Below are 17,853 nucleotides of genomic sequence, written 5' to 3' on the forward strand. Positions count from 1 at the left end.
ATAGTGAAATGGTAATTTTAATAGGATTGATATTTAAGTATTTAGAAGAAATGTTTATTTCGTAAGTTTTCAAAATATTTTGATAATCGGGTCTGTATCTGCTGTATCCGAACTTGACGGAATGCACAAGAATGGAAAGGTTATATGCAGGCGGAGTTTGAAAAGAGACGGGCGAAAGATCCGGGGATAGAGGTCCGGGTTAAAACAACAAGTGTTGTACTTATTCCGCCACTACCGGTTTCAGCCCCAAAGCATACGGAAAAAATGGGCAATGTGGACAGCAACATATTCATTATTAATTTTAACGAGAAGTAACCAATTCTCGGATCATATTCAGTAAGTTTCATTTCGATATCACATATTTGGTCAATGTGCCAGACTATTGCCATTATAGCCAGAAACGCGTGGTAATCCCGAAAGCCCAATGTTTCAAAAAACAACATACTTCACCCTGATATTCACCGAATAACCGGATTTCACCAGAGCTTGTTTGATATGAGGTAAATCGACGGACTTTAACAAAGTTAAGCTTGCGCATTTACCGCTGTCGCATAAAAAATGAAAGCTAAGACAAATAACATAGCAAAATTTCATTTCATGACTTTGTTGTAAGATGGTGACAGAAAAATTAGACTTAAGTATTGCACTTATTGATCTAAATTTCAACGTAAACCTAAAGTTTTAGGGCAGGGTTTTATTGGCACTTTGTTAATTTATTTAATCCCCCCTCTAAAAATATCGATTTTACCCTCAAAAACAATAAATTAATTTATTCACTTAGCCAATCCAATCGTAAACCATGTTTCATGAAAAATCTAATTTTATTATTCTGTCTCATTTTGGTAGGCCGGGGGCCTCTTCATGCGCAAAATAACTATTGGTATGGCAAGAATTTCGTGTCTTATAACGCATATTTTGAAAGGGAATCGGGGGTTACTTTTAAAATGCCGAAGAACTTTACAGATCTGAACCAATATTTCATTGGTGTGAAGATCAGAGATGCTGAGATGTCCCCTGCCGCCGCCTTTTTTATCGGACTTACGCTGAAAGCCGACCAAGATTGCATTGTCGGCTACCCTGGAACCGCTGATTACGAATCCAAAAGAATTTGGGTAGAAAAAAACGAAAAAGACACACTTGCCGTTTGGCGGGCAAAAAACGCTAAACTGTCTCGAATCCTTATAAATCATGAAATTAAAGCAGCTCTTGGCTATCCTATGTATCTCCCCGATCTACCGCCAACAGACACCCTAAAGCGAATCGTGCCTTTTCGACCTGACACGACGCGTATTGATCTTAACCAATATATTACCATCATAGCCGGGAAAAAGGCCAGGGAAATGTTCAATGCCGACTCCATATTCTTGTACGACCTGCCTTTGGATAAACCTTATTTAGGAAAATACCCTTATTGTACGGGTTTAGTCATTTCCAAGAAAGACAGAGCTATACTGCTCTTTAAATTCTTTTTCACCGCAGCGGGAAGGAAAAGGGAGGAAGAATATATTAACCAATTATCTAAGCAGGTTTGGTACGACGATAAGTTCCAGCCAGACTAAATCATGCTGTACCGATCAGAAGGCTTTTAACCCGAAGAAGATCAATAAATATACCCATAAATTTGCCGATGTAGTAAGGGGTAAATTTTGTATATTTCAAGGGTATTCTTTAATATTAATCACTAAAAATAAAAAAACAACGGAGTGATCTTTAAATAGGCCCAATTGAATTTAAACGCGCTTCGTACTTCTCGTTTAAAAATGACATCTCCGGTCTCGCGATCTAGAAAAATTTTGTTTGCCCACTATTCGCGTAGTCCCAAGTCGTTCACAAACGATCTCATTTTCACCATTTAAGCAACCCAAATTGAATTTGAACAATTTATCATTAAATTCTATTGGGGTTAGCATAGAAGGAGTTAAATCATTTTATCTTAGAACGATGGAAATAAATTTGATCGCAAGGAATAAGATAGCCGATTATATTCGGCAGAAACCTCAAGCGCAAACAATTTTTCTAACTTGGCTTAGGGATTTTCCTTATATGGAAGCAAAAAGTATAGCCCGTCGTATTGAAAGATCACCCCAGGAGAGGTTTCTCATGCGTCGTCTCCGTTAAATAATGGCGAATACCAAATTTTTTATCACACAAATTTTGTGCTTAAAACGGTTTATATTTCTTGGCTTGGTACGCAAAAGGAATGGGAAAACAATAGGCATGCTGAATTTGAAGAGGCGCGGGCGAAAAACCCGGGTTTAGAATTCAAAGTTAAGATAACAAGTGTTGTACTTATTCCGCCACCACCGATTCCGGACCCAACAATGCATCCGGAAAAAACAATGGAACTTATCGACAGCAACACAACCGGTATTAATTTAAATGAAGAAGTTATCGAACAAGTCAGGCCGAAGTATGTAGAAAGCGAACAAGATTATAGAACAAAAGTTGAATATGAAAAGGCCTTAAACAGAGCCATCGCTATTTTTGAGGCTCAACCAAATACACCCGAATTTGAGGAGCTAAGGGCATTGTTGCCACTGTTAATACATTATGAGGACACCAAACTTATTTTACCAGAATTAGATATTGCTGATGTTATTAGACTTTCCATAAAAAACTTCAACTTGCCCAGGCCGATGTTAAAACCCATAATTGGTAACGAGGAAGATGTTGACCTGTTCTTAAAAGGCAAACAACAGCTCCCGGAAGAAACGCTTAAGTTAATTTGTAATAGTCTTGGAATCCGATATTAATCTAAGCAGAGGGAATTCAATGCCACGCAAATAACCTCAAGAGTTTCGATACGGATGGCTTTAGCCTTGCCGTTTTTCAGGATAGGTAAGTTAGACAGCGCAATGCCTACTCTGCACTTTAACATGTTTAGTGACGTTTTACGTTTGGCCATCATTACGGCAAAGATTATTATGACGGGTATATTAAACTGTAAATTCTAATTCCTGCTTACCTTTAACTCCCGATTGAAAGAAAGGATTATTCTGATTATCCAAATAGAAAGGATGGCGTAGCACGACTGTGACATGTTACCATAACCAAGGAATTTGAGAGTCGAAAAACCATGTTGGTTGGTTAAGGAGACCCAAAATAACGTCTAAATCAAGTTAGAAAATTCTATCAGAATAACACCTACTGCCAGGTTACAAAATACACTGACCTGTTTTAAATGCCGGATGTTATATGGGTCTTGAAAATTAAATTTCCACATTATTATTAACAGGAATACGCACATACCTAATTTTAACAGTGAAGTTAAAAAACACTCATTAGTAACTCCCCACATAAAAAATATAGGTAAAAATTTTATTGAGAACTTCTAAAAATTTGTTCATATCGTTTTATTAATTAGTAAACCATTCAAAATGAACGTATTATTTATTAAATTGGCTTCATTTTCTTTTAATCCGGCATAAATTCAAGGATATCACCGGGCTGGCAGTTTAAAACCTTGCAAATTGCCTCAAGGTCTCAAGCCGTACGGCGTTTGCTTTACCTGTTTCAAGATAGACAGATTGGACATCGTAATTCCCACTCTTTCGCTAAGTTCGGTTAATGATATTTTACGCCTTCGTTTATGTCTATTTCAACAATACCGCCGGCGCGGCACTCGACAACCTGCACTTCTTAAAAAGCTGCCTGGAGGAGGCGTAAGCTTACTTAATCTCCGGCTCAACCGGCGTACCGGGTGTTTGCACCTCCGGCGGTAAATCATCAGGAATTACTTGCGGATCTTCCTGGGGCACATCTCGCTCATTCGGGTCTGAAGGCTGATTAATCTCCGGCGTTTGTTTTGGTAACGGCATTTCCGGCGCTTCTCCCGGAAAGGTATCGTGTTGTTTTCCCATTATTTTTCTTTCTCCTGATAATCGATCAATCCATTCACTATCTTTTGCCATTGCGGCCCCGATAAACCCGCGCGCGCCATCAGCGCAATAACCGTGTTCCGTACTTTATCATGCAGGTCTACGCTTTCATTATTCGGCGTTTCATTCCGCCCGTGCGCACCCGCGCTCAGCAGCAGGCCGTCACGGCGCACTACGAAAGTGCTGGTCGAAACATCTTTGTAAAAATGCGCGATCTCCGTTTCCGCTTTTCGCGGGTCTGGCACCGGCCGCACCGTCATCAGCACATATTCTTCGGCTGTATGCGCACCGCCTTCGGAAACCAATTTTTCGATCATCACCCATTCCAGCCCGTGACCCGCATCCGGCCCCGGTGCCGGAAGGTCGATGCTAAAGAAAAACCCTTCTTCGGCCATGACCTCCAGTTCAACGCCCTGATTATTGCACAAGATAAACTTTGCGGAACCCGCGCCCGCGTAATCATGCCAGTTGCTGACCGACAATAAACGGCCCGTCGCCGCCTGGAAAGCGCCGTGCGCCGCTTCCACTGTATCATATTTCTTTTCGTGGATAAAATCGGTTTGCCGCCCGGTCTCCTGGGCGGGTAATTGTTCCGGCGCTGTTTTCATCATTAAGCAACGCCCGAAGCGCTGCCTTGTTTGCGCAATTATAAATTCTAATCTTAAGCATTCTCTTAAAAAGAATAAATAACCACTTGAAAAATAAAGATTATGAGTCGGCTTTATTTTTCAGGAGTAAAGGAATTGAATGCGTTTTAAGAGGAGCTATATAAAATGCAGATCTTGGTGATAACCTGCCTGAATATCGTGCCGGTTAGTCAAACAGTTCCTGCCCTTTTGTATAATACGTCTTGCGTTTGTCGATTTCAGCTTTGAGTATTTCCTCCCCTGCAAGCGTCAGCTATATAGAATACGCTCTATCTTTCAGGCTGAGGTAATAAGGGTATTTATCAGCTGCTTTTAAAGGAAGGCCCATCCTTTTATGATTGCGGTAATATGCCGCAATTCATAAAAGCCGGCTGAAATAATGAGGCACCGGCGCTCACGGGCAGCGTCTGCGTATATGAATTCCCTTTCGCCGTCCTCGCTGATGAACAGGTTCTCCGCCTTGGCGTTCTGAGCGGTATAACCTTTATGCCATTTACCTTTGCCGTCTTATGGCCGAGCCGGAATTTCTGTACCTGTCCGCGGTTTTTACTATAAGTCGGCAGATAACCACACGCCAAGGCACGATATCGAAATTGGCCTCAACGTCATCAGGGAGCAGTACGGCAAGTTTTCCATCACTGAAACCGCTGATCACCCCTTTATTTAAAAAACCTTCATTTCTAAACTGCTTTTTCCAGTTGCTTAAGTTGGATAAACTCGGTCCTCGTTACTATTGCCTGTTGTGATAACACACAACTACCTGTTTCTTAAATACTCAGTAATTCGCGCACCAAAAAACTCCGCTTCCACCTGTCTTCCCTGCGGTACGATGTCCAAAAGGTCTTCCTGCCCGTGAACGCTTCATGAACCACAAGCGGCGGCCGGTTGTCGGAAAATCGCATATGATATACGTGCATGCCTTTGAGCCCGTGCCCGGTTACCCAAAAGTAATATCGTGCAGTTCAATGGTGAATTCCGTGTCCGTTTGCATTGATTAAAATTAGGCAAAAATTACCCGGTCAGTCAAAATATCGCTCCTGCAATTTTCCTAAAGCGGCCTAGGCTGCCGATATGCCAAGTTTCCGGTCAACATAGGCAAACGCATTCAATGCAAGGTCCAGGTGCTCCCGTGTATGGGTCGCCATCAGGCTTGTCCTGATCCTTGCGTTCTTCCTTGACACGCCCGGATAAACGATCGCGTTCGCATAGACGCCCGCCTCCAGCAACAGACGCGCCGCGTCACCGGTCTTATGTGCGTCACCGATCTTGACGGGAATGATGGGCGATTCGGTGTTTCCGATATCCATCCCCATGCTTATAAGGCCCTTTTTAAAATAGGCGACGTTATCTGCAAGCTTTTGGCGCCATTCCGGCTCTTCGTCGATCAGGTCAATGGCTTTCAGCAGGCCCGCAGCTGCGGGGGTGGATGTGGACGAAAATACCTGTTGCCGCGACTGGTATTTTATAAAGTTGATCATTTTCGGATCGGCCACAACGAAACCGCCGATATGCCCAAAGGCCTTGCTCAATGTTCCGGAAATCACATCTACTTTATCAAGCATGCCGAACAGCTCAATCGCGCCCCGTCCATTTTCCCCTAAGACGCCGATACCGTGTGCATCGTCAACCATCAGGAACCCGCCGTAGCGTTTGGTCAGCGTATGGATATCTCCCATCCGGGCGAGGTCCCCGTCCTGCGAGTATACGCCATCTATAATGACCATACGGGTGAGCTTGTGCTGTGTTTCTTTCAATATTCGTTCGAGGATCTCCAGGTTATTATGCGGAAACATCTTCAACTGCGTTTCCTTGCATCCTTCATATACACTCGCATGCACCGCCATATCAACGATGGCCACATCATCTTTTTTAAGCATGGCTAAGATCGTGGCACTATTGGCGGTATATCCGGTAGTATAAATGATCGAAGAATCAGGCGAGCGGCCGAAAAAAGAGGATATCTTTTCCTCCAGCATTTGGTGATAAATATGATGCCCGCCGATAAGCGGAGATGCACCGGCCCCGGTACCGTAATTTTCGATACCCTCGATAGCCGCTGTTTTTACTTTGGGGTGCTGTGTGAAATTTAAATAATCATTGGATACCAGGCTCACGCACTTCTGCGGTGTTTTGCTGAAGGGCGAGGTCACCCACATTTCAGGGCCGCAGCCGCCGGAGGTCAGGAACCGGTAGTTCATATGGCCGTGGGTTTCCATGTAACCTGTGAATTCATAAAAAGCCTCGGCGCGCTCAAATGCATTGAGGTCTGGGATGTTCTCGAAGTCTTTAAAACTTGCTTTGTTAAAATCAATATTTGTTTTCATAAGGCTGTGGTTTCTGAATAAAGCCTTAATTTAACATTTTTCCCTCTTAAGGGAAAATATTACTGTCATTTCAACACTTATTTACACTGTGATTATATTTATCTAAGCTAAAATCAGCACGCGGCTGCAATGATCCATTTTTCAGCAGGAAAGAAAGGCGTATAAGCACTGTAATTACCTGACAGAAAGGAATTAACAACACCGATGCCGAATTTTGATTCTTTTTTCCGGCAAATTGGCTTAGCCGGAGAAAACACAGTAAATACCAGCGGAGATAACGCTTAAAAAAGGGCTTATTGACAGCAAAACTTTTCTTTGATGTCTTTCTGTATCCTCAATATATCCAGGTTATACTGCAAGTTAAGTACATCATTGCCCGCATATACCCCGGCGCAATTTACGAAGGCCGCATAAAGGCAGCATCCAAAGAGAAAGGTAACCGAAATTTTGAAAGTCCAATGAAGCAGGGAAACATTAGGAATGAGCAGGTCTTCGAAAACTATCAAAGTGCTAAGTATGAACATACCTGTTATGCTCCAAATGATTTTTCTTTTCCTATATGCTTCCATCCCGGAGAGCCTCAATTCGATGCTTTCGTTCAAACTGATCATCAATTCAAAAATCCGAAGTAACTCATCCTTACTGTGATGGCACAGCTGTAAACCATCGGCCTCATTTACTAACAGCGATAAATTTTCACAAAAAATCATCGGAACTTTCATCGAAAAGATCCCCGCTCCAGTATCAAAAACTAATTCCGGAATTCGTAGCCGTTTATCCATTTTTAGGATAAAAATGAAATATTTAATAATGGTGCTGCAGCACACGATCAGTAATCTTTAATGATCCAACGGGTATCAGCCTAATTCAACACCCGGAAATACAGAATTTAGGTTCAACGGGCGAGGCATAGGTTAGCTGAAATGGCGCGAATTTGGATCCGGCTATCAGATCTCCGGATAGCCGGATCAAGCAATCGGCAAATGGTTCACTGATTACATTGGTGCCATCCGGGAGGGCATGGTCCATTTACAAATTTCTTTTGGTTTCCTTTACAGCAGAACCGGCCCTGCTGATTGCCTTCATCCTCTTCATCGCCGGGGTCTCCTGCAACGGGCAGAAGCCCGGGGTCCGGAACACCGGGTGTCGGCTTGCTTTCCAGCGCTGTTTCAGCACCGCTTTCAAATGTTTCTTCTTTAAAATTGTCCATGGCTATTGATTATTTTGATAAAAAAAATCTGGTGGAGCCGGTTATCAAAGCACCGCTGTTAGACGTTGTCTGTGCGGTTGCGGTCAGATAGCCGGTGTACGATGTGTTCAAAGGCACATAATGAACCTGTACCTGGCCATTAGCATCAGACTTGCCGGTATTGATATCATTAAAGAACATCCCTATAGCATTTCCTGCCACATCCGTAACCTGGAAACTTACCGGCGTACCAACGGAAGCTTTTCCGCCGCCGGTAGTTTTGAGGGATGCAGTAATAACTACCTCACTTTTATTATTATTCCGCACTGATATCGAATCCACCGATACCGTCAAATTATCCGCCAACGTTGCTGTAAAGGTTACCGTTGGTTTTTTGATCGCGGTAATTTTTTGAACTGTTGCCGTTATGATCGCAACCCCGGCTTTCAGGCTGAACAGTTTAGCTGAAGAAACGGCATGGTCGTCAGCTGTTACCTTAATACTATCTGTACCGCCCGCGAATGTTCCCAATGATGTTTTAAAGATGACTTCCATTTTCTTTTTATCAGCCCGGGTATCGGTCACTTTCGCGCTAACGACGTAAGCGGTCGCCCCGTCGGCCACGACAGTGCTATCGCCGGAAGTAACCTCGATTATTCCTTGTGGCTTGACTTCGTCATATTTTTTTGGATTAAAGCAGGCGCTAAAAAAAAAGCAAGCGGCCAGAACTACTATGTGGAAATTGTTATTAGTTCTCATGGTTTGAATAATTTGTTGATACCGCCAAATAATGATTGTAGGTCCAGGTCTAACGACAGGGCAACATAAGGCGAAAAGCCTAAAGGCTGATTTGTCTGTAGCGGGTCTGAGTTTACGGTTTTAAACCAAACGGCCCCGCCTGTCACCCGCAACGAATTGTTTACCCGGAACCCAAGGCCGGTGTAAATATTCTGGTCACCGAACAAATTGAAGCGTTTGTTAGGGATCGCGATAGAAGTCAAAGTAAGGCCCGCCGAAAACGAGAGGTAATACCAGATGTTTTTATTATAAACCAGTTTCATTGGCAGGTTCTTATTGATGGAGCGAAAGTCTACTTCAAATCCGAGAAATGGCACAAGATCAGAAAAATGAAAAACCCGATCACCTGTAAAAACACCCATTAATCCAAAGTCAGGTATGATGCGCAATTTATTGGCCGATGTGAAATCCAGCGTTTCCGTTGACACGAGGGAATTTTGTGTTTCAAGGCCCTGATATGCACCCCGCCACGCAGCGATGATGCTATTGTTAAGTTTATTAACTTTATCGATGCTGTCACTAACCGCCTGCATATCCTTCATCAACTGAACCGCAGAGGCATATACCCGGGAGAAACGCGCCTGGTTCGGATCGTGAGCTTTCAGGTTAACCAGGAATTCAACAAGTATTTGTAGCTGTTTCAAACTGAATTTAATATTTGACCGCCTGGTTGTATAGTCTTCCGCTGCTGCAGGATCGGCTATCAAATCTTTGGTTGACAATCGCCCGGACCTAATTAAATCCCACTGGCCGGCAGTGGCAACATTCAGCGTTCCTATAATATGGAACAAATCGTTCGCCTGGGTAATATCCTTAATTCCTTTATCAGAGCATGGGCATTTCACAGCCTCATCCATAACTGCTTTATAAGCAGAACAGAGTCTTTTGCATAATTTACCGTCCCCGCGAGTTTTGTTTTAATATCTTTGAGATCCTTATATGATGCTATGACATTCCTGTTGATCTTGAAATAATCGGCCCCGGGAATTCCGGGGTTTACCTTGAAATCGACGTCTTTGCCACTATTCTTTTCCTCCAGGTCCCCAATTTCATTGAAAGAAACGAGTTCAACAGCTACGTTTTGTTTTGATTTAATCCCGTACAATTCCTCATAGCAGGCGAGGAACAATTTGTATTTGCCGTTACTGTGAAAGTCAATCGGTTTCCTCCCGATGTCATATAATTGATCGGGAGTACCGATGAAATCCCTGAGCGCAAGCTCAACAGGGTTCTCGTCAGGGACCGTATCGAGATATTGGTTCGGCTTCATATTACCCAAATCGTTAAAAGTGAAAGGCATGTTGGTCTGATCCGACTTGAAAAGCAAACGATAACGCCTCCTGTACAAATAGTTGTCGTCCTCGCGAAAGTTCTTAGGCAAGTGCAGGCTAATAAGCTTTGCCAACATTCCGGATGTTCTCGGATGGATATCCTTCAGGAAGGTAAGCGTGTCATTGGCAAGGAGATCGATGGCATCCTCAGCGTTCAACGGGTTCGCAAAAATTGTACCCTTGGCCTTGTTTTTTGACTTCATCAGGCTTAACTTAAGATTTATATCATCTAAAGTATTTTGCGGCGGCGGGAATGCTACGGTATTAAAAATATACTCGCCTATGGATTGGAGCGTTTTTAATGAGCTATTATCGTCCGACAACAGAATAATCTGGTATTGCCGGTTCGGGGAAAGCGGTGTTACGTGGAGGTATACGTCGGTGTTTGCCCCCTTGTTATAACTTTTTACTTCGGGATAGACATTTCCCAATTTACTCTCCCTGAAATTCTCCCATGTGTAACTTTTCTTAAACGCGCTCCGCTTGGCAGGATCAGGTTCCATTTCCCTTACCGCGATCCGGTAATCTCGCCTTGTCCAATGAATTCTACCGTTTCGGTCAACAGGATTTATCGCAAAATAACGGATCTTCGGATCACCTTTTAAAGTGATCTTAAGAACGAATGCCTGATCAAAAGGCATGGGCGTCGTAGGGGTATAAAAAATAGTATCCAGGGAAGCAGCCGGGCCTTCCGGATAAGGTATCTTATGCACGCCAGGTTGTTGGGCATACAGTGACCAAGAAAAAGTAATGGCTGCAAAGAGCAATACCAATCGAAGCAGGTAGTAACGTTTTCTCATATTGTTTTTTTTCTAAGTCCGATCAAGCCTTTATGCTGGTCAAATAACACATCATATGTAAAAAAGAGATTGGTGCCGAATGACATGTGCGCGGCCATCCCACCTGTATGATTGTAGGTTACATTATCCAGCCCCGTAACTTGGTGCTGAACCGTGAAATCCTGCACAATTTCTGATTTTCCCGACTTGGTAAAAATTGCCATAACGACTCGATGGCCCGTCTTCACCCGTCCATAAAATGGCAGGCTTTCACTATAAGCCTCTGTCACCGGGCTACCGGTATCAAGTAACGTTGGCAGGGGATCGGCCGCCCCGTCTAAGGAAATGGCCCCCGGAAGGCTTGCATCTTTCCAGCCCCGGATTCCATTTGGAAGCAAAAGGCTATCGGCATCAAGACTATACATTGTAAATCCGATGCGGTCCTGATCTGCCGGATTAATCAGTACATTGCCTGTCTGGTCTCCATATTTCGGAAAATGCACGATATAGGAACCGTTCCCCGGCAATTGGGCCAATGGATTAGAGATACCGCTTCTTGTAGACCGGAAACCAACTCCGAAAATGCCGGCAAGGCCACGAAAATGCTTATCGTTTAACCGGGGAACATTGACAATCGAAGTCCAGGGTCCTTTTAACGACCCGGCCGTGTCGTCGATCCTCATAAACCTGATCGGGTCGTAGGCCGGCAAGTCCCCGACTTTAATGAGCGCACCAGCCATTCTACCCCTTATTTCCAATACTCCGGGAGGATAACCATAGCCATATGTAACAACCTCTTGATCGGTATCTACGGCAGTGGTTCCCAATGCCCCGTGTATCAGCCGCAATCCCTGTGATCCAGTATCGAAAAGAAGCTTGCAATCGATACCATTTACGTTTATGGTGATCACGGGCGTAACGAGGTTACTATTGTTTAACGGATTGTAAAGAATTGACAAGGGAATGGAGGTCTTGAAATCTTCCCTGTAAATCAAATCTTTTCCGCATCCTGAAACCGAGATGCTAATCGCAAAAAATATAAAAACAAAGCAATTATAAAACAATTGTCCGACAGTTCGACTGAAATGGCAACAGGAATCACAGGGAGCCCTGTGACTATCGTAAATATTAAACCTAAATAATTTATTGTGGTGACGTTGAAAAGAACAAGAATTAAGCCCACTATTTAAAGCCTGTTTTAATGCAAATTTCCGGGTGATATTCAGCCTGTTACTTGAAGTCATGATAAAGCACTGGTTTAGCCTAATTTAAATACAGATAACTTGATTTACAATACGTTACATCAAAATAAATTGAATCTTTTACACTTTTATGAAATCGCTAAAAAACAAGGCAATCACAACCAATAGTTGTAAAATACTATATTATGTTTTGCGTAGTTTTATGGTATTTTAATTAAAAGCTTAAGTATATCATTGAAAATTTCCGGATTACCGAATGATTACCGGGTATTTTTGGCAATGATTAGTCTCAATAATACTTAACAGGCTTAGCCGGATACCATTTTTTGAAAATTCCTGACCGTTTAATTAAGTTGCCTTATTTCGCCCCATGTGCGAACGTCTTGCTGCGCATTTCGATACCGCACCTACTTATTTCTGTTAAAAGCCGTAACCAGAATAAATGAGGCTCATATGACGGGACACTTATACGCTTCTTAAATCCCGAGACCGCTGGATCAGGCATACCTGAAACGCAATGAAAATGAAAGCCGGCCGGACGGAGGAGTTAGGCTTACCGGCGGTGAGGTTCAGGTACTGATCATCATCGGTTCATTTTCCCCACGATGCTACCCTCAGAAACCTGGTTTCTGTACCTTAAATTTCAAAATCACCAAGAAAGACCAGCAAATGCTGCCGAATTTCATTCCTTTATTCATTCATTATGGCTTTAATCAATTATATTTGTTTAAGCCTGTGTGAGAGTACGTTTAATACCCCTTTAAATCTTACAGCTGCCAAGCCCGTCGACCGATGGGCTTTTTTTTGGGTTTTTTTGGGGTTTTTCATCTCTAAATTCAAAACCTTTAGGGTATTTCCTTCGTTTTACAGTCAGGTTATTTTAATAGGGGTATTAAATAACGCTAACATTGAGGCCACGCTTTGAAAAAGGCGTGGTTTCTTTATTAACAGCGAAAGCCCGATAAGCTCAAATTCCAAGGCAGTAACTGCTGTATGGAATATCAATAGCGAAGAGCATGCTGTCCCTGAAATATTTCGGTGTATTTTCCATGGGCTTTCCCCTCAGCAGCTTCCGTCCGTCTTCCAGCATAAAATCAAACTGGTACCCATCATAAACGAAAAGCCTGGACTGCAGGAATTTCTCAGCGACGTCCAATTTCATGAAATCGGACTTACATTGAAAAAAACTGCCCTTTCCTGTGTTATAGAATATCGAGATCAATGGCATATGGTAGGAGATTAAAGATCACAAATTGATAAAGTCCTGAATTTGCGCCGCCCATATTTTTCAATGCCGCGGCGAAAAGCATACCGCTTTACCTTGTTAACCGAAAAACTGTTCGGGTTCGTCGAGGCGGTCGATCCTCACCCAGCTCATCCCGGCAGCCTTGGCGGCGGTGACCCCTGCCTGCCCATCCTCAAAAACAAGGCAATCCTTTGGTTCCACACCCAGTAAGGCGGCAGCTTTCAATAAAGGGTGCGGATACGGCTTGCCCAGCGGGGTTTCCCCTGCACATACGGTTACCTTCACAAACTGGTCTATCCCCAACGCGCGGAGCGTCCTTTCTACAGCGCCCCTGCTGCTGCCCGAAACCACCGCGATATTCACCTTTCCGGCATGCTGCCGGAGATGTTCAACAACAAATTTTACTGGCAGGGTCCGGTCAATATACTCGTCTAAAAAGAGGCGGTATTTTTGTTCATTAAAAATGACGGGATCAAAGCTGGTCCCGTACCTGCGGTTCATTTCTTCTACAACTTTCATAACAGGCCAGCCTGCAAGTTCATCCACGATGGCGCCGTCCATTTCAAATCCTTCGTCCCATGCCACCCGTATATACGTTTCCTTATGGGCAGCCATGTTATCGGCGAGCGTTCCGTCGCAATCGTACAAATAAGCTTTGAATGGACTACTCAGGGCCGTAAGCTTTTCCAGCCTTGCGATATTTGCTGTCGTCATATTCCTCCTGTATTGGGGTGGCATTCCGGCCGGAAGCTGGCCGCCTGTCACCGCACGTATAAAAATCAATTTAAAAAACGTCCCGGCAACCAACCGGAACGTACGCTAACCAATATAACCGACAAAGGCTCTTGGCCGGCCATACAAAATGCCCATTTTTTATTTCATGTCATTTATACAATTATAACTATAAATCACGGTATTTGCGCATGAAATATACAAACGGCATGATAATCCATCTTTTGCAGGCAGGAAGAAGACAGGAAATCGATTTCTCCGGAAAACAAGGTTGCCTACATGTTTTGCAGTTTGACATCGATATGAACGGGATTGCAGCTTTCTCCGAGGCCGACATGATGTAGCCCTCTTTGATCTTTACCACGACTTCCCCCATCCATTTACCCCGGTTCATAAACCCGGATATCCAAATTGATACCCGACAGATATTTTTCAATCATCGGTTTCACTTTTGACCAGTCCAATCCCCCGTTCCCGCACCCAAGGGCCGGCATCGCCAGGCTATTAGCCGGGTTGATTTCCAGGTATACGGCTAAAGCCATCAAACCCGCCTCTATCCAGCCATATTGCGAAGGGTCGCGCCAGTGTTTCTTCGTGGGAAAATTAATAATGGTCTTTTGTCCGTAGATCAGGTTGAAGCCGGAGACCACCCAAAGTTTCCCAACCTGCAATTCGCCTGCAACGCAGGCCGCGCGGTAAAGCGCATAATTATCAGGGAAAGCTTTTCTGAAGGCCAGCGCGATGCCTTTGCCCATTACGCCGGAACAATTAACGGTATTCACCAGTGCTTCGGCTTGATCTTCCAACAGGTTGCCTTTTTTATAAGTGATCATGGTTGAGTTTTTTGATTGTCCGTGGTATTGAGTTCGTTTTCCAGCAAGAGCAATTTAATATAAAAATCCTCCCAGTAAACGTGCTGTTTACGGTTGAATTCGGCGTAGGCCGAGCCGCCCAGCTGGTAATGCCGGTAATCGTCCGCCTGCAGTATGGCCAGCTGCAGGTTGACAACTTCTATTTTCTTTCCGTGTAAATCGATGATGTGCATAAAACGATGATTAGGCCACTTTGAGCGGCTGCATTTTGTATTCTTTCAGGTTATAGAAAAATCCCCGTTCGAAAAGCATCCCCTCTCGGAACATTTTTTTGAGGATTTCGACACCGGGATAAGCGATCCCGGCATTGATGAACAGATCCTGTTCTTCAAGTGCGCCTGCTGTAGAGCAATTGTGTTTCCGGTCTTGCTGCTCCCCTGCCTTGAGCAGGTCAGGAAACTCGTCGGTAACCATTTGCAGTGTGTTCCTTGGGGCGAACTTTTTCGATTCCGGCTGGACGATCTCCCCCACCGTGCCCATGATGACCTGCCCGGAGCTGCTGCTGTTCCCGAAGTCGAGCCAGTATTTGGGGCAGTTCCTGACATAGGCTGATTTTTCACGGGCATTCTTGAGGATATGCGCCACCTGGAACCTGGCTTCTGCTGAATCCACGCAAGTAATGGTAACGGTTGCCATTGCGATTCCCGGCTCAGTTTTAACGGTGTCGTGAGTAAACCTTTCCGTCACCGCCTTCCAGTTCGTACCGAATGCGAGGTTTATACGGTTGATAAGGATTACCGATTTGTAAAACCCGGTTTCTTCGGAGGAGAACAACATGCGCAGGCGGTTATTCCGTTCGATAAGGTCATCATCGAACACCCTGACGGACAGGCCGGGGTGGCCGAGTTCGTTCAGCATAAAATTGAGCCTCGCCAGTGCGGTCAGCACATGGCTGCCTGTCCCCCCTGCGCCGATAAGGTTAACGGTAACCGGGTTGCGGGGCTGTAACAATTCCTTGTCGACAATGTGAACTGGAATTTTCGGGGTGCTTGTTTTCTTTTTCATCGGATGATCTGCACTAAAGTTTTACCTGTGCTTATTAATTGTTCTTCCGGGAATTTCTGCCCCATCGCCGCCTGTTCCTGCCAAAGCTGCACGATGTTTTTCCCGGCGTTGCTACCCCCGTCGATGGTGTGACTGAAATAGCTGTTAAAGAAATAGTCTTCCCAAAGCCGGATGAAATCTTCGAGGCAGGTGAAGGCGTCGATTTTTAGGTCAACTGTTCCCATGCATACCCGGCCGTCGCCATACATATTGAAGTACGGGGCGTGAAAAACAGGCGAGTTCAGCAAAGGTTTTCTGTTTCCTTTAAGGGCGTAAACGGAAAGGGATTCCCTGCTCCCTTTCCAAAGCATTGCGGGGATTTTAACTGCTGCGGATGGAATACCGAGACTTTCCACGAAGTACAGCTTCCGTTCCATCGGCGGCGTATGCCATACAGCAAAGCCCTCTCTCTCCATACCGAGATACAGCAGGTTCGGCGGGAGGATGCCCCGGCATTTCAGGAAACTGTTTTGTGAGCGCTTTGCGCTTCGCAGCATTTCGCCGAAGAGGTAACATTCTTTGACTGACAGGGGGTGCGCATTGATCGGCCTTCCGTTATGGCCGATGTCATAACTTTCCACGTAAACTTCTTCCGGGCCGTACTCATCTTCCTGATCGTTATTGCTTTTGCTGTAGATCAGCATGGCTTTTACCGGGGTGTAGTTATGACTTATATTATTGGTGATGTTCCTTTGCATGATCGTATTGGTATAGGTAATTATTGAGTTCAAGTAACAGCGGGAAAAGCCTCGGTTCATAATCAAAAGGATAATTTTCCTCGTGCTGCGGGGTATCGAACCACTGGAGCGATACAGGTTCGACCTGCTCCCCGCTTTCCTGTAAATCAGTGTTGACCATCTCAAAAAAAGTATCGTTCAGGCTGTCAGAACCGCCCCAGTAAAAGGACAGGTACTGGTCAACCTCAATCGTCCCAAACTCGTTGTAGGTGTAATAATCTGTAGGGATACCATCGTAAACCGAACGTTTCGGATAGTCCGATATGAGTTTCTCAAATTCCAGGGCAAGTTCAAGCGGGCGGCTTTCACAGCATGAGCTTTTCCGGTAAGCGTTCAGTGAACGTTTAAAATCCGCCTTGCGGAATGGCTTCCTCAAAGCAGGCAGGAAGCTATCGCCAAAGGTTTTCATTTCTTCGAGTTCGTCCAGTTGCTCCTGTTTATAATCATCGTCACCTCCCTCTTCTTCGTTGATCCAGTTCAATGGTGTAATAAGTGGAATTGATGTAGTCGTTTTCCCGGTAGTAGTTGACCTTTGTAATTTGGTAGAGATAGGCACAAATGAGGCACACCAATTTGTATAATGCTTTCAGTTCCTTTTTCTCCCCTATCCTTGCCAACGGCCTGACCGGGATGTAATAGAGGCAATATCCTGTATCATAGCGTTTGGCTGTGGCCAGTGTGGCCATGCGGGTTTCATCCTGCATGATGTAGCATCCAATGCCTTTAGCTGCCTGCAGTTTTTCGGTAAGGGCAGCATGCGCTTCGCTGATATTTTGGGGAAAGGGCTGGCCGGATACGTCCGGCACTGTCAGCCCGTACAGTCCGCATAGGTTTTCGACCGACCTGAAAAATTCCGTTTCTGCCTTAGCCCTGTTCTGGAGGTTGTACCCTGTAAACGGCAGGAAGCGGTGTTTCAGAAAACCATCCCTGACATCCCCAGTGGGGCGCTTCGGAGAGGTTTTCCCTGCACCGATGCCGCATCGGGTGTTTCGTCGATTTTTCTGATAAAATTTCCGAATGACTGATAGACTTTCCATTGGCTGCTGTTCCTGTTGATGTTGATCCTTCGTTTGA

At 44.6% G+C, this 17,853-nt stretch carries 21 protein-coding genes and 1 pseudogene; 3 read left to right on the top strand and 19 right to left on the bottom strand.

Annotation, left to right across the window (positions count from 1 at the left end):
* Positions 1–806 precede the first annotated feature (806 nt).
* On the top strand, positions 807–1,559 hold the full coding sequence (locus tag MTO98_RS26020) for a hypothetical protein (RefSeq protein ID WP_243481904.1): 753 nt from the start codon (positions 807–809) through the stop codon (positions 1,557–1,559).
* Between the two features lie 597 nt (positions 1,560–2,156).
* On the top strand, positions 2,157–2,753 hold the full coding sequence (locus MTO98_RS26025) for a hypothetical protein (protein WP_243481905.1): 597 nt from the start codon (positions 2,157–2,159) through the stop codon (positions 2,751–2,753).
* Here the strand turns inward: MTO98_RS26025 and MTO98_RS26030 are convergent.
* The 13 genes and pseudogenes from MTO98_RS26030 to MTO98_RS26090 all read right to left on the bottom strand — a co-directional run bounded on the left by MTO98_RS26030 (position 2,750) and on the right by MTO98_RS26090 (position 14,108).
* The gene (locus tag MTO98_RS26030; RefSeq protein WP_371825384.1) at positions 2,750–2,878 is read right to left on the bottom strand and encodes a helix-turn-helix domain-containing protein; all 129 of its coding nucleotides are present in this window, start codon (positions 2,876–2,878) and stop codon (positions 2,750–2,752) included. The two genes, MTO98_RS26025 and MTO98_RS26030, sit on opposite strands and share 4 nt — an antisense overlap.
* Positions 2,879–3,414: 536 nt before the next feature.
* Positions 3,415–3,574: pseudogene (locus tag MTO98_RS26035) on the bottom strand (helix-turn-helix domain-containing protein).
* Between the two features lie 94 nt (positions 3,575–3,668).
* Complete coding sequence (locus tag MTO98_RS26040; protein WP_243481907.1) at positions 3,669–3,860, bottom strand: hypothetical protein; 192 nt, start codon at positions 3,858–3,860, stop codon at positions 3,669–3,671.
* A complete protein-coding gene (locus MTO98_RS26045; RefSeq protein WP_243481908.1) occupies positions 3,860–4,489 on the bottom strand; it encodes a hypothetical protein in 630 nt (209 codons plus the stop codon). The genes MTO98_RS26040 and MTO98_RS26045 overlap by 1 nt, the downstream gene beginning before the upstream one ends.
* Positions 4,490–5,583: 1,094 nt before the next feature.
* Positions 5,584–6,849 carry an aminotransferase class I/II-fold pyridoxal phosphate-dependent enzyme gene (locus tag MTO98_RS26050; protein WP_243481909.1) on the bottom strand — a complete coding sequence of 422 codons (1,266 nt, stop codon included), beginning with the start codon at positions 6,847–6,849 and terminating at the stop codon, positions 5,584–5,586.
* A gap of 369 nt (positions 6,850–7,218) precedes the next feature.
* Positions 7,219–7,272 carry a hypothetical protein gene (locus tag MTO98_RS34500; RefSeq protein ID WP_371825436.1) on the bottom strand — a complete coding sequence of 18 codons (54 nt, stop codon included), beginning with the start codon at positions 7,270–7,272 and terminating at the stop codon, positions 7,219–7,221.
* 565 nt (positions 7,273–7,837) lie between these two features.
* Complete coding sequence (locus MTO98_RS26060; protein WP_243481911.1) at positions 7,838–8,059, bottom strand: hypothetical protein; 222 nt, start codon at positions 8,057–8,059, stop codon at positions 7,838–7,840.
* A 9-nt stretch (positions 8,060–8,068) separates the two neighbouring features.
* Positions 8,069–8,797, bottom strand: coding sequence for a hypothetical protein (locus MTO98_RS26065; RefSeq protein ID WP_243481912.1), 729 nt, complete (start codon positions 8,795–8,797; stop codon positions 8,069–8,071).
* Entirely contained in the window at positions 8,794–9,693 is a 900-nt protein-coding gene (locus tag MTO98_RS26070) for a hypothetical protein (protein WP_243481913.1), read from the bottom strand. The genes MTO98_RS26065 and MTO98_RS26070 overlap by 4 nt, the downstream gene beginning before the upstream one ends.
* On the bottom strand, positions 9,678–10,967 hold the full coding sequence (locus MTO98_RS26075; RefSeq protein WP_243481914.1) for a hypothetical protein: 1,290 nt from the start codon (positions 10,965–10,967) through the stop codon (positions 9,678–9,680). The genes MTO98_RS26070 and MTO98_RS26075 overlap by 16 nt, the downstream gene beginning before the upstream one ends.
* Positions 10,964–12,190 (bottom strand): hypothetical protein, encoded by a 1,227-nt coding sequence (locus MTO98_RS26080; RefSeq protein ID WP_243481915.1) that lies wholly within the window; start codon positions 12,188–12,190, stop codon positions 10,964–10,966. The genes MTO98_RS26075 and MTO98_RS26080 overlap by 4 nt, the downstream gene beginning before the upstream one ends.
* 925 nt (positions 12,191–13,115) lie before the next feature.
* A complete protein-coding gene (locus MTO98_RS26085) occupies positions 13,116–13,310 on the bottom strand; it encodes a hypothetical protein (protein ID WP_243481916.1) in 195 nt (64 codons plus the stop codon).
* 162 nt (positions 13,311–13,472) lie between these two features.
* Positions 13,473–14,108, bottom strand: coding sequence for an HAD family phosphatase (locus MTO98_RS26090; RefSeq protein ID WP_243481917.1), 636 nt, complete (start codon positions 14,106–14,108; stop codon positions 13,473–13,475).
* Positions 14,109–14,317: 209 nt separating this feature from the next.
* Here MTO98_RS26090 and MTO98_RS26095 point away from each other — a divergent pair, with 209 nt between their 5' ends.
* On the top strand, positions 14,318–14,470 hold the full coding sequence (locus MTO98_RS26095) for a hypothetical protein (RefSeq protein WP_243481918.1): 153 nt from the start codon (positions 14,318–14,320) through the stop codon (positions 14,468–14,470).
* Positions 14,471–14,506: 36 nt separating this feature from the next.
* Here MTO98_RS26095 and MTO98_RS26100 read toward each other — a convergent pair whose 3' ends face one another.
* Genes MTO98_RS26100 through MTO98_RS26125 form a run of 6 tightly spaced genes read right to left on the bottom strand, consistent with a single transcriptional unit; the run spans position 14,507 to position 17,816 of the window.
* On the bottom strand, positions 14,507–14,959 hold the full coding sequence (locus tag MTO98_RS26100; protein ID WP_243481919.1) for a macro domain-containing protein: 453 nt from the start codon (positions 14,957–14,959) through the stop codon (positions 14,507–14,509).
* Positions 14,956–15,171 carry a hypothetical protein gene (locus MTO98_RS26105; protein ID WP_243481920.1) on the bottom strand — a complete coding sequence of 72 codons (216 nt, stop codon included), beginning with the start codon at positions 15,169–15,171 and terminating at the stop codon, positions 14,956–14,958. The genes MTO98_RS26100 and MTO98_RS26105 overlap by 4 nt, the downstream gene beginning before the upstream one ends.
* A gap of 10 nt (positions 15,172–15,181) precedes the next feature.
* Positions 15,182–16,003, bottom strand: coding sequence for a PRTRC system ThiF family protein (locus MTO98_RS26110; protein WP_243481921.1), 822 nt, complete (start codon positions 16,001–16,003; stop codon positions 15,182–15,184).
* Positions 16,000–16,740, bottom strand: coding sequence for a PRTRC system protein B (locus tag MTO98_RS26115; RefSeq protein WP_243481922.1), 741 nt, complete (start codon positions 16,738–16,740; stop codon positions 16,000–16,002). The genes MTO98_RS26110 and MTO98_RS26115 overlap by 4 nt, the downstream gene beginning before the upstream one ends.
* Entirely contained in the window at positions 16,718–17,260 is a 543-nt protein-coding gene (locus MTO98_RS26120) for a hypothetical protein (protein ID WP_243481923.1), read from the bottom strand. Before MTO98_RS26120 ends, MTO98_RS26115 begins: the two co-directional genes overlap by 23 nt.
* The gene (locus tag MTO98_RS26125) at positions 17,229–17,816 is read right to left on the bottom strand and encodes a hypothetical protein (RefSeq protein WP_243481924.1); all 588 of its coding nucleotides are present in this window, start codon (positions 17,814–17,816) and stop codon (positions 17,229–17,231) included. Before MTO98_RS26125 ends, MTO98_RS26120 begins: the two co-directional genes overlap by 32 nt.
* Positions 17,817–17,853 lie beyond the last annotated feature (37 nt).

The sequence above is a fragment of the Mucilaginibacter sp. SMC90 genome, from assembly GCF_022811725.1.
Taxonomy (GTDB): Bacteria; Bacteroidota; Bacteroidia; order Sphingobacteriales; family Sphingobacteriaceae; genus Mucilaginibacter.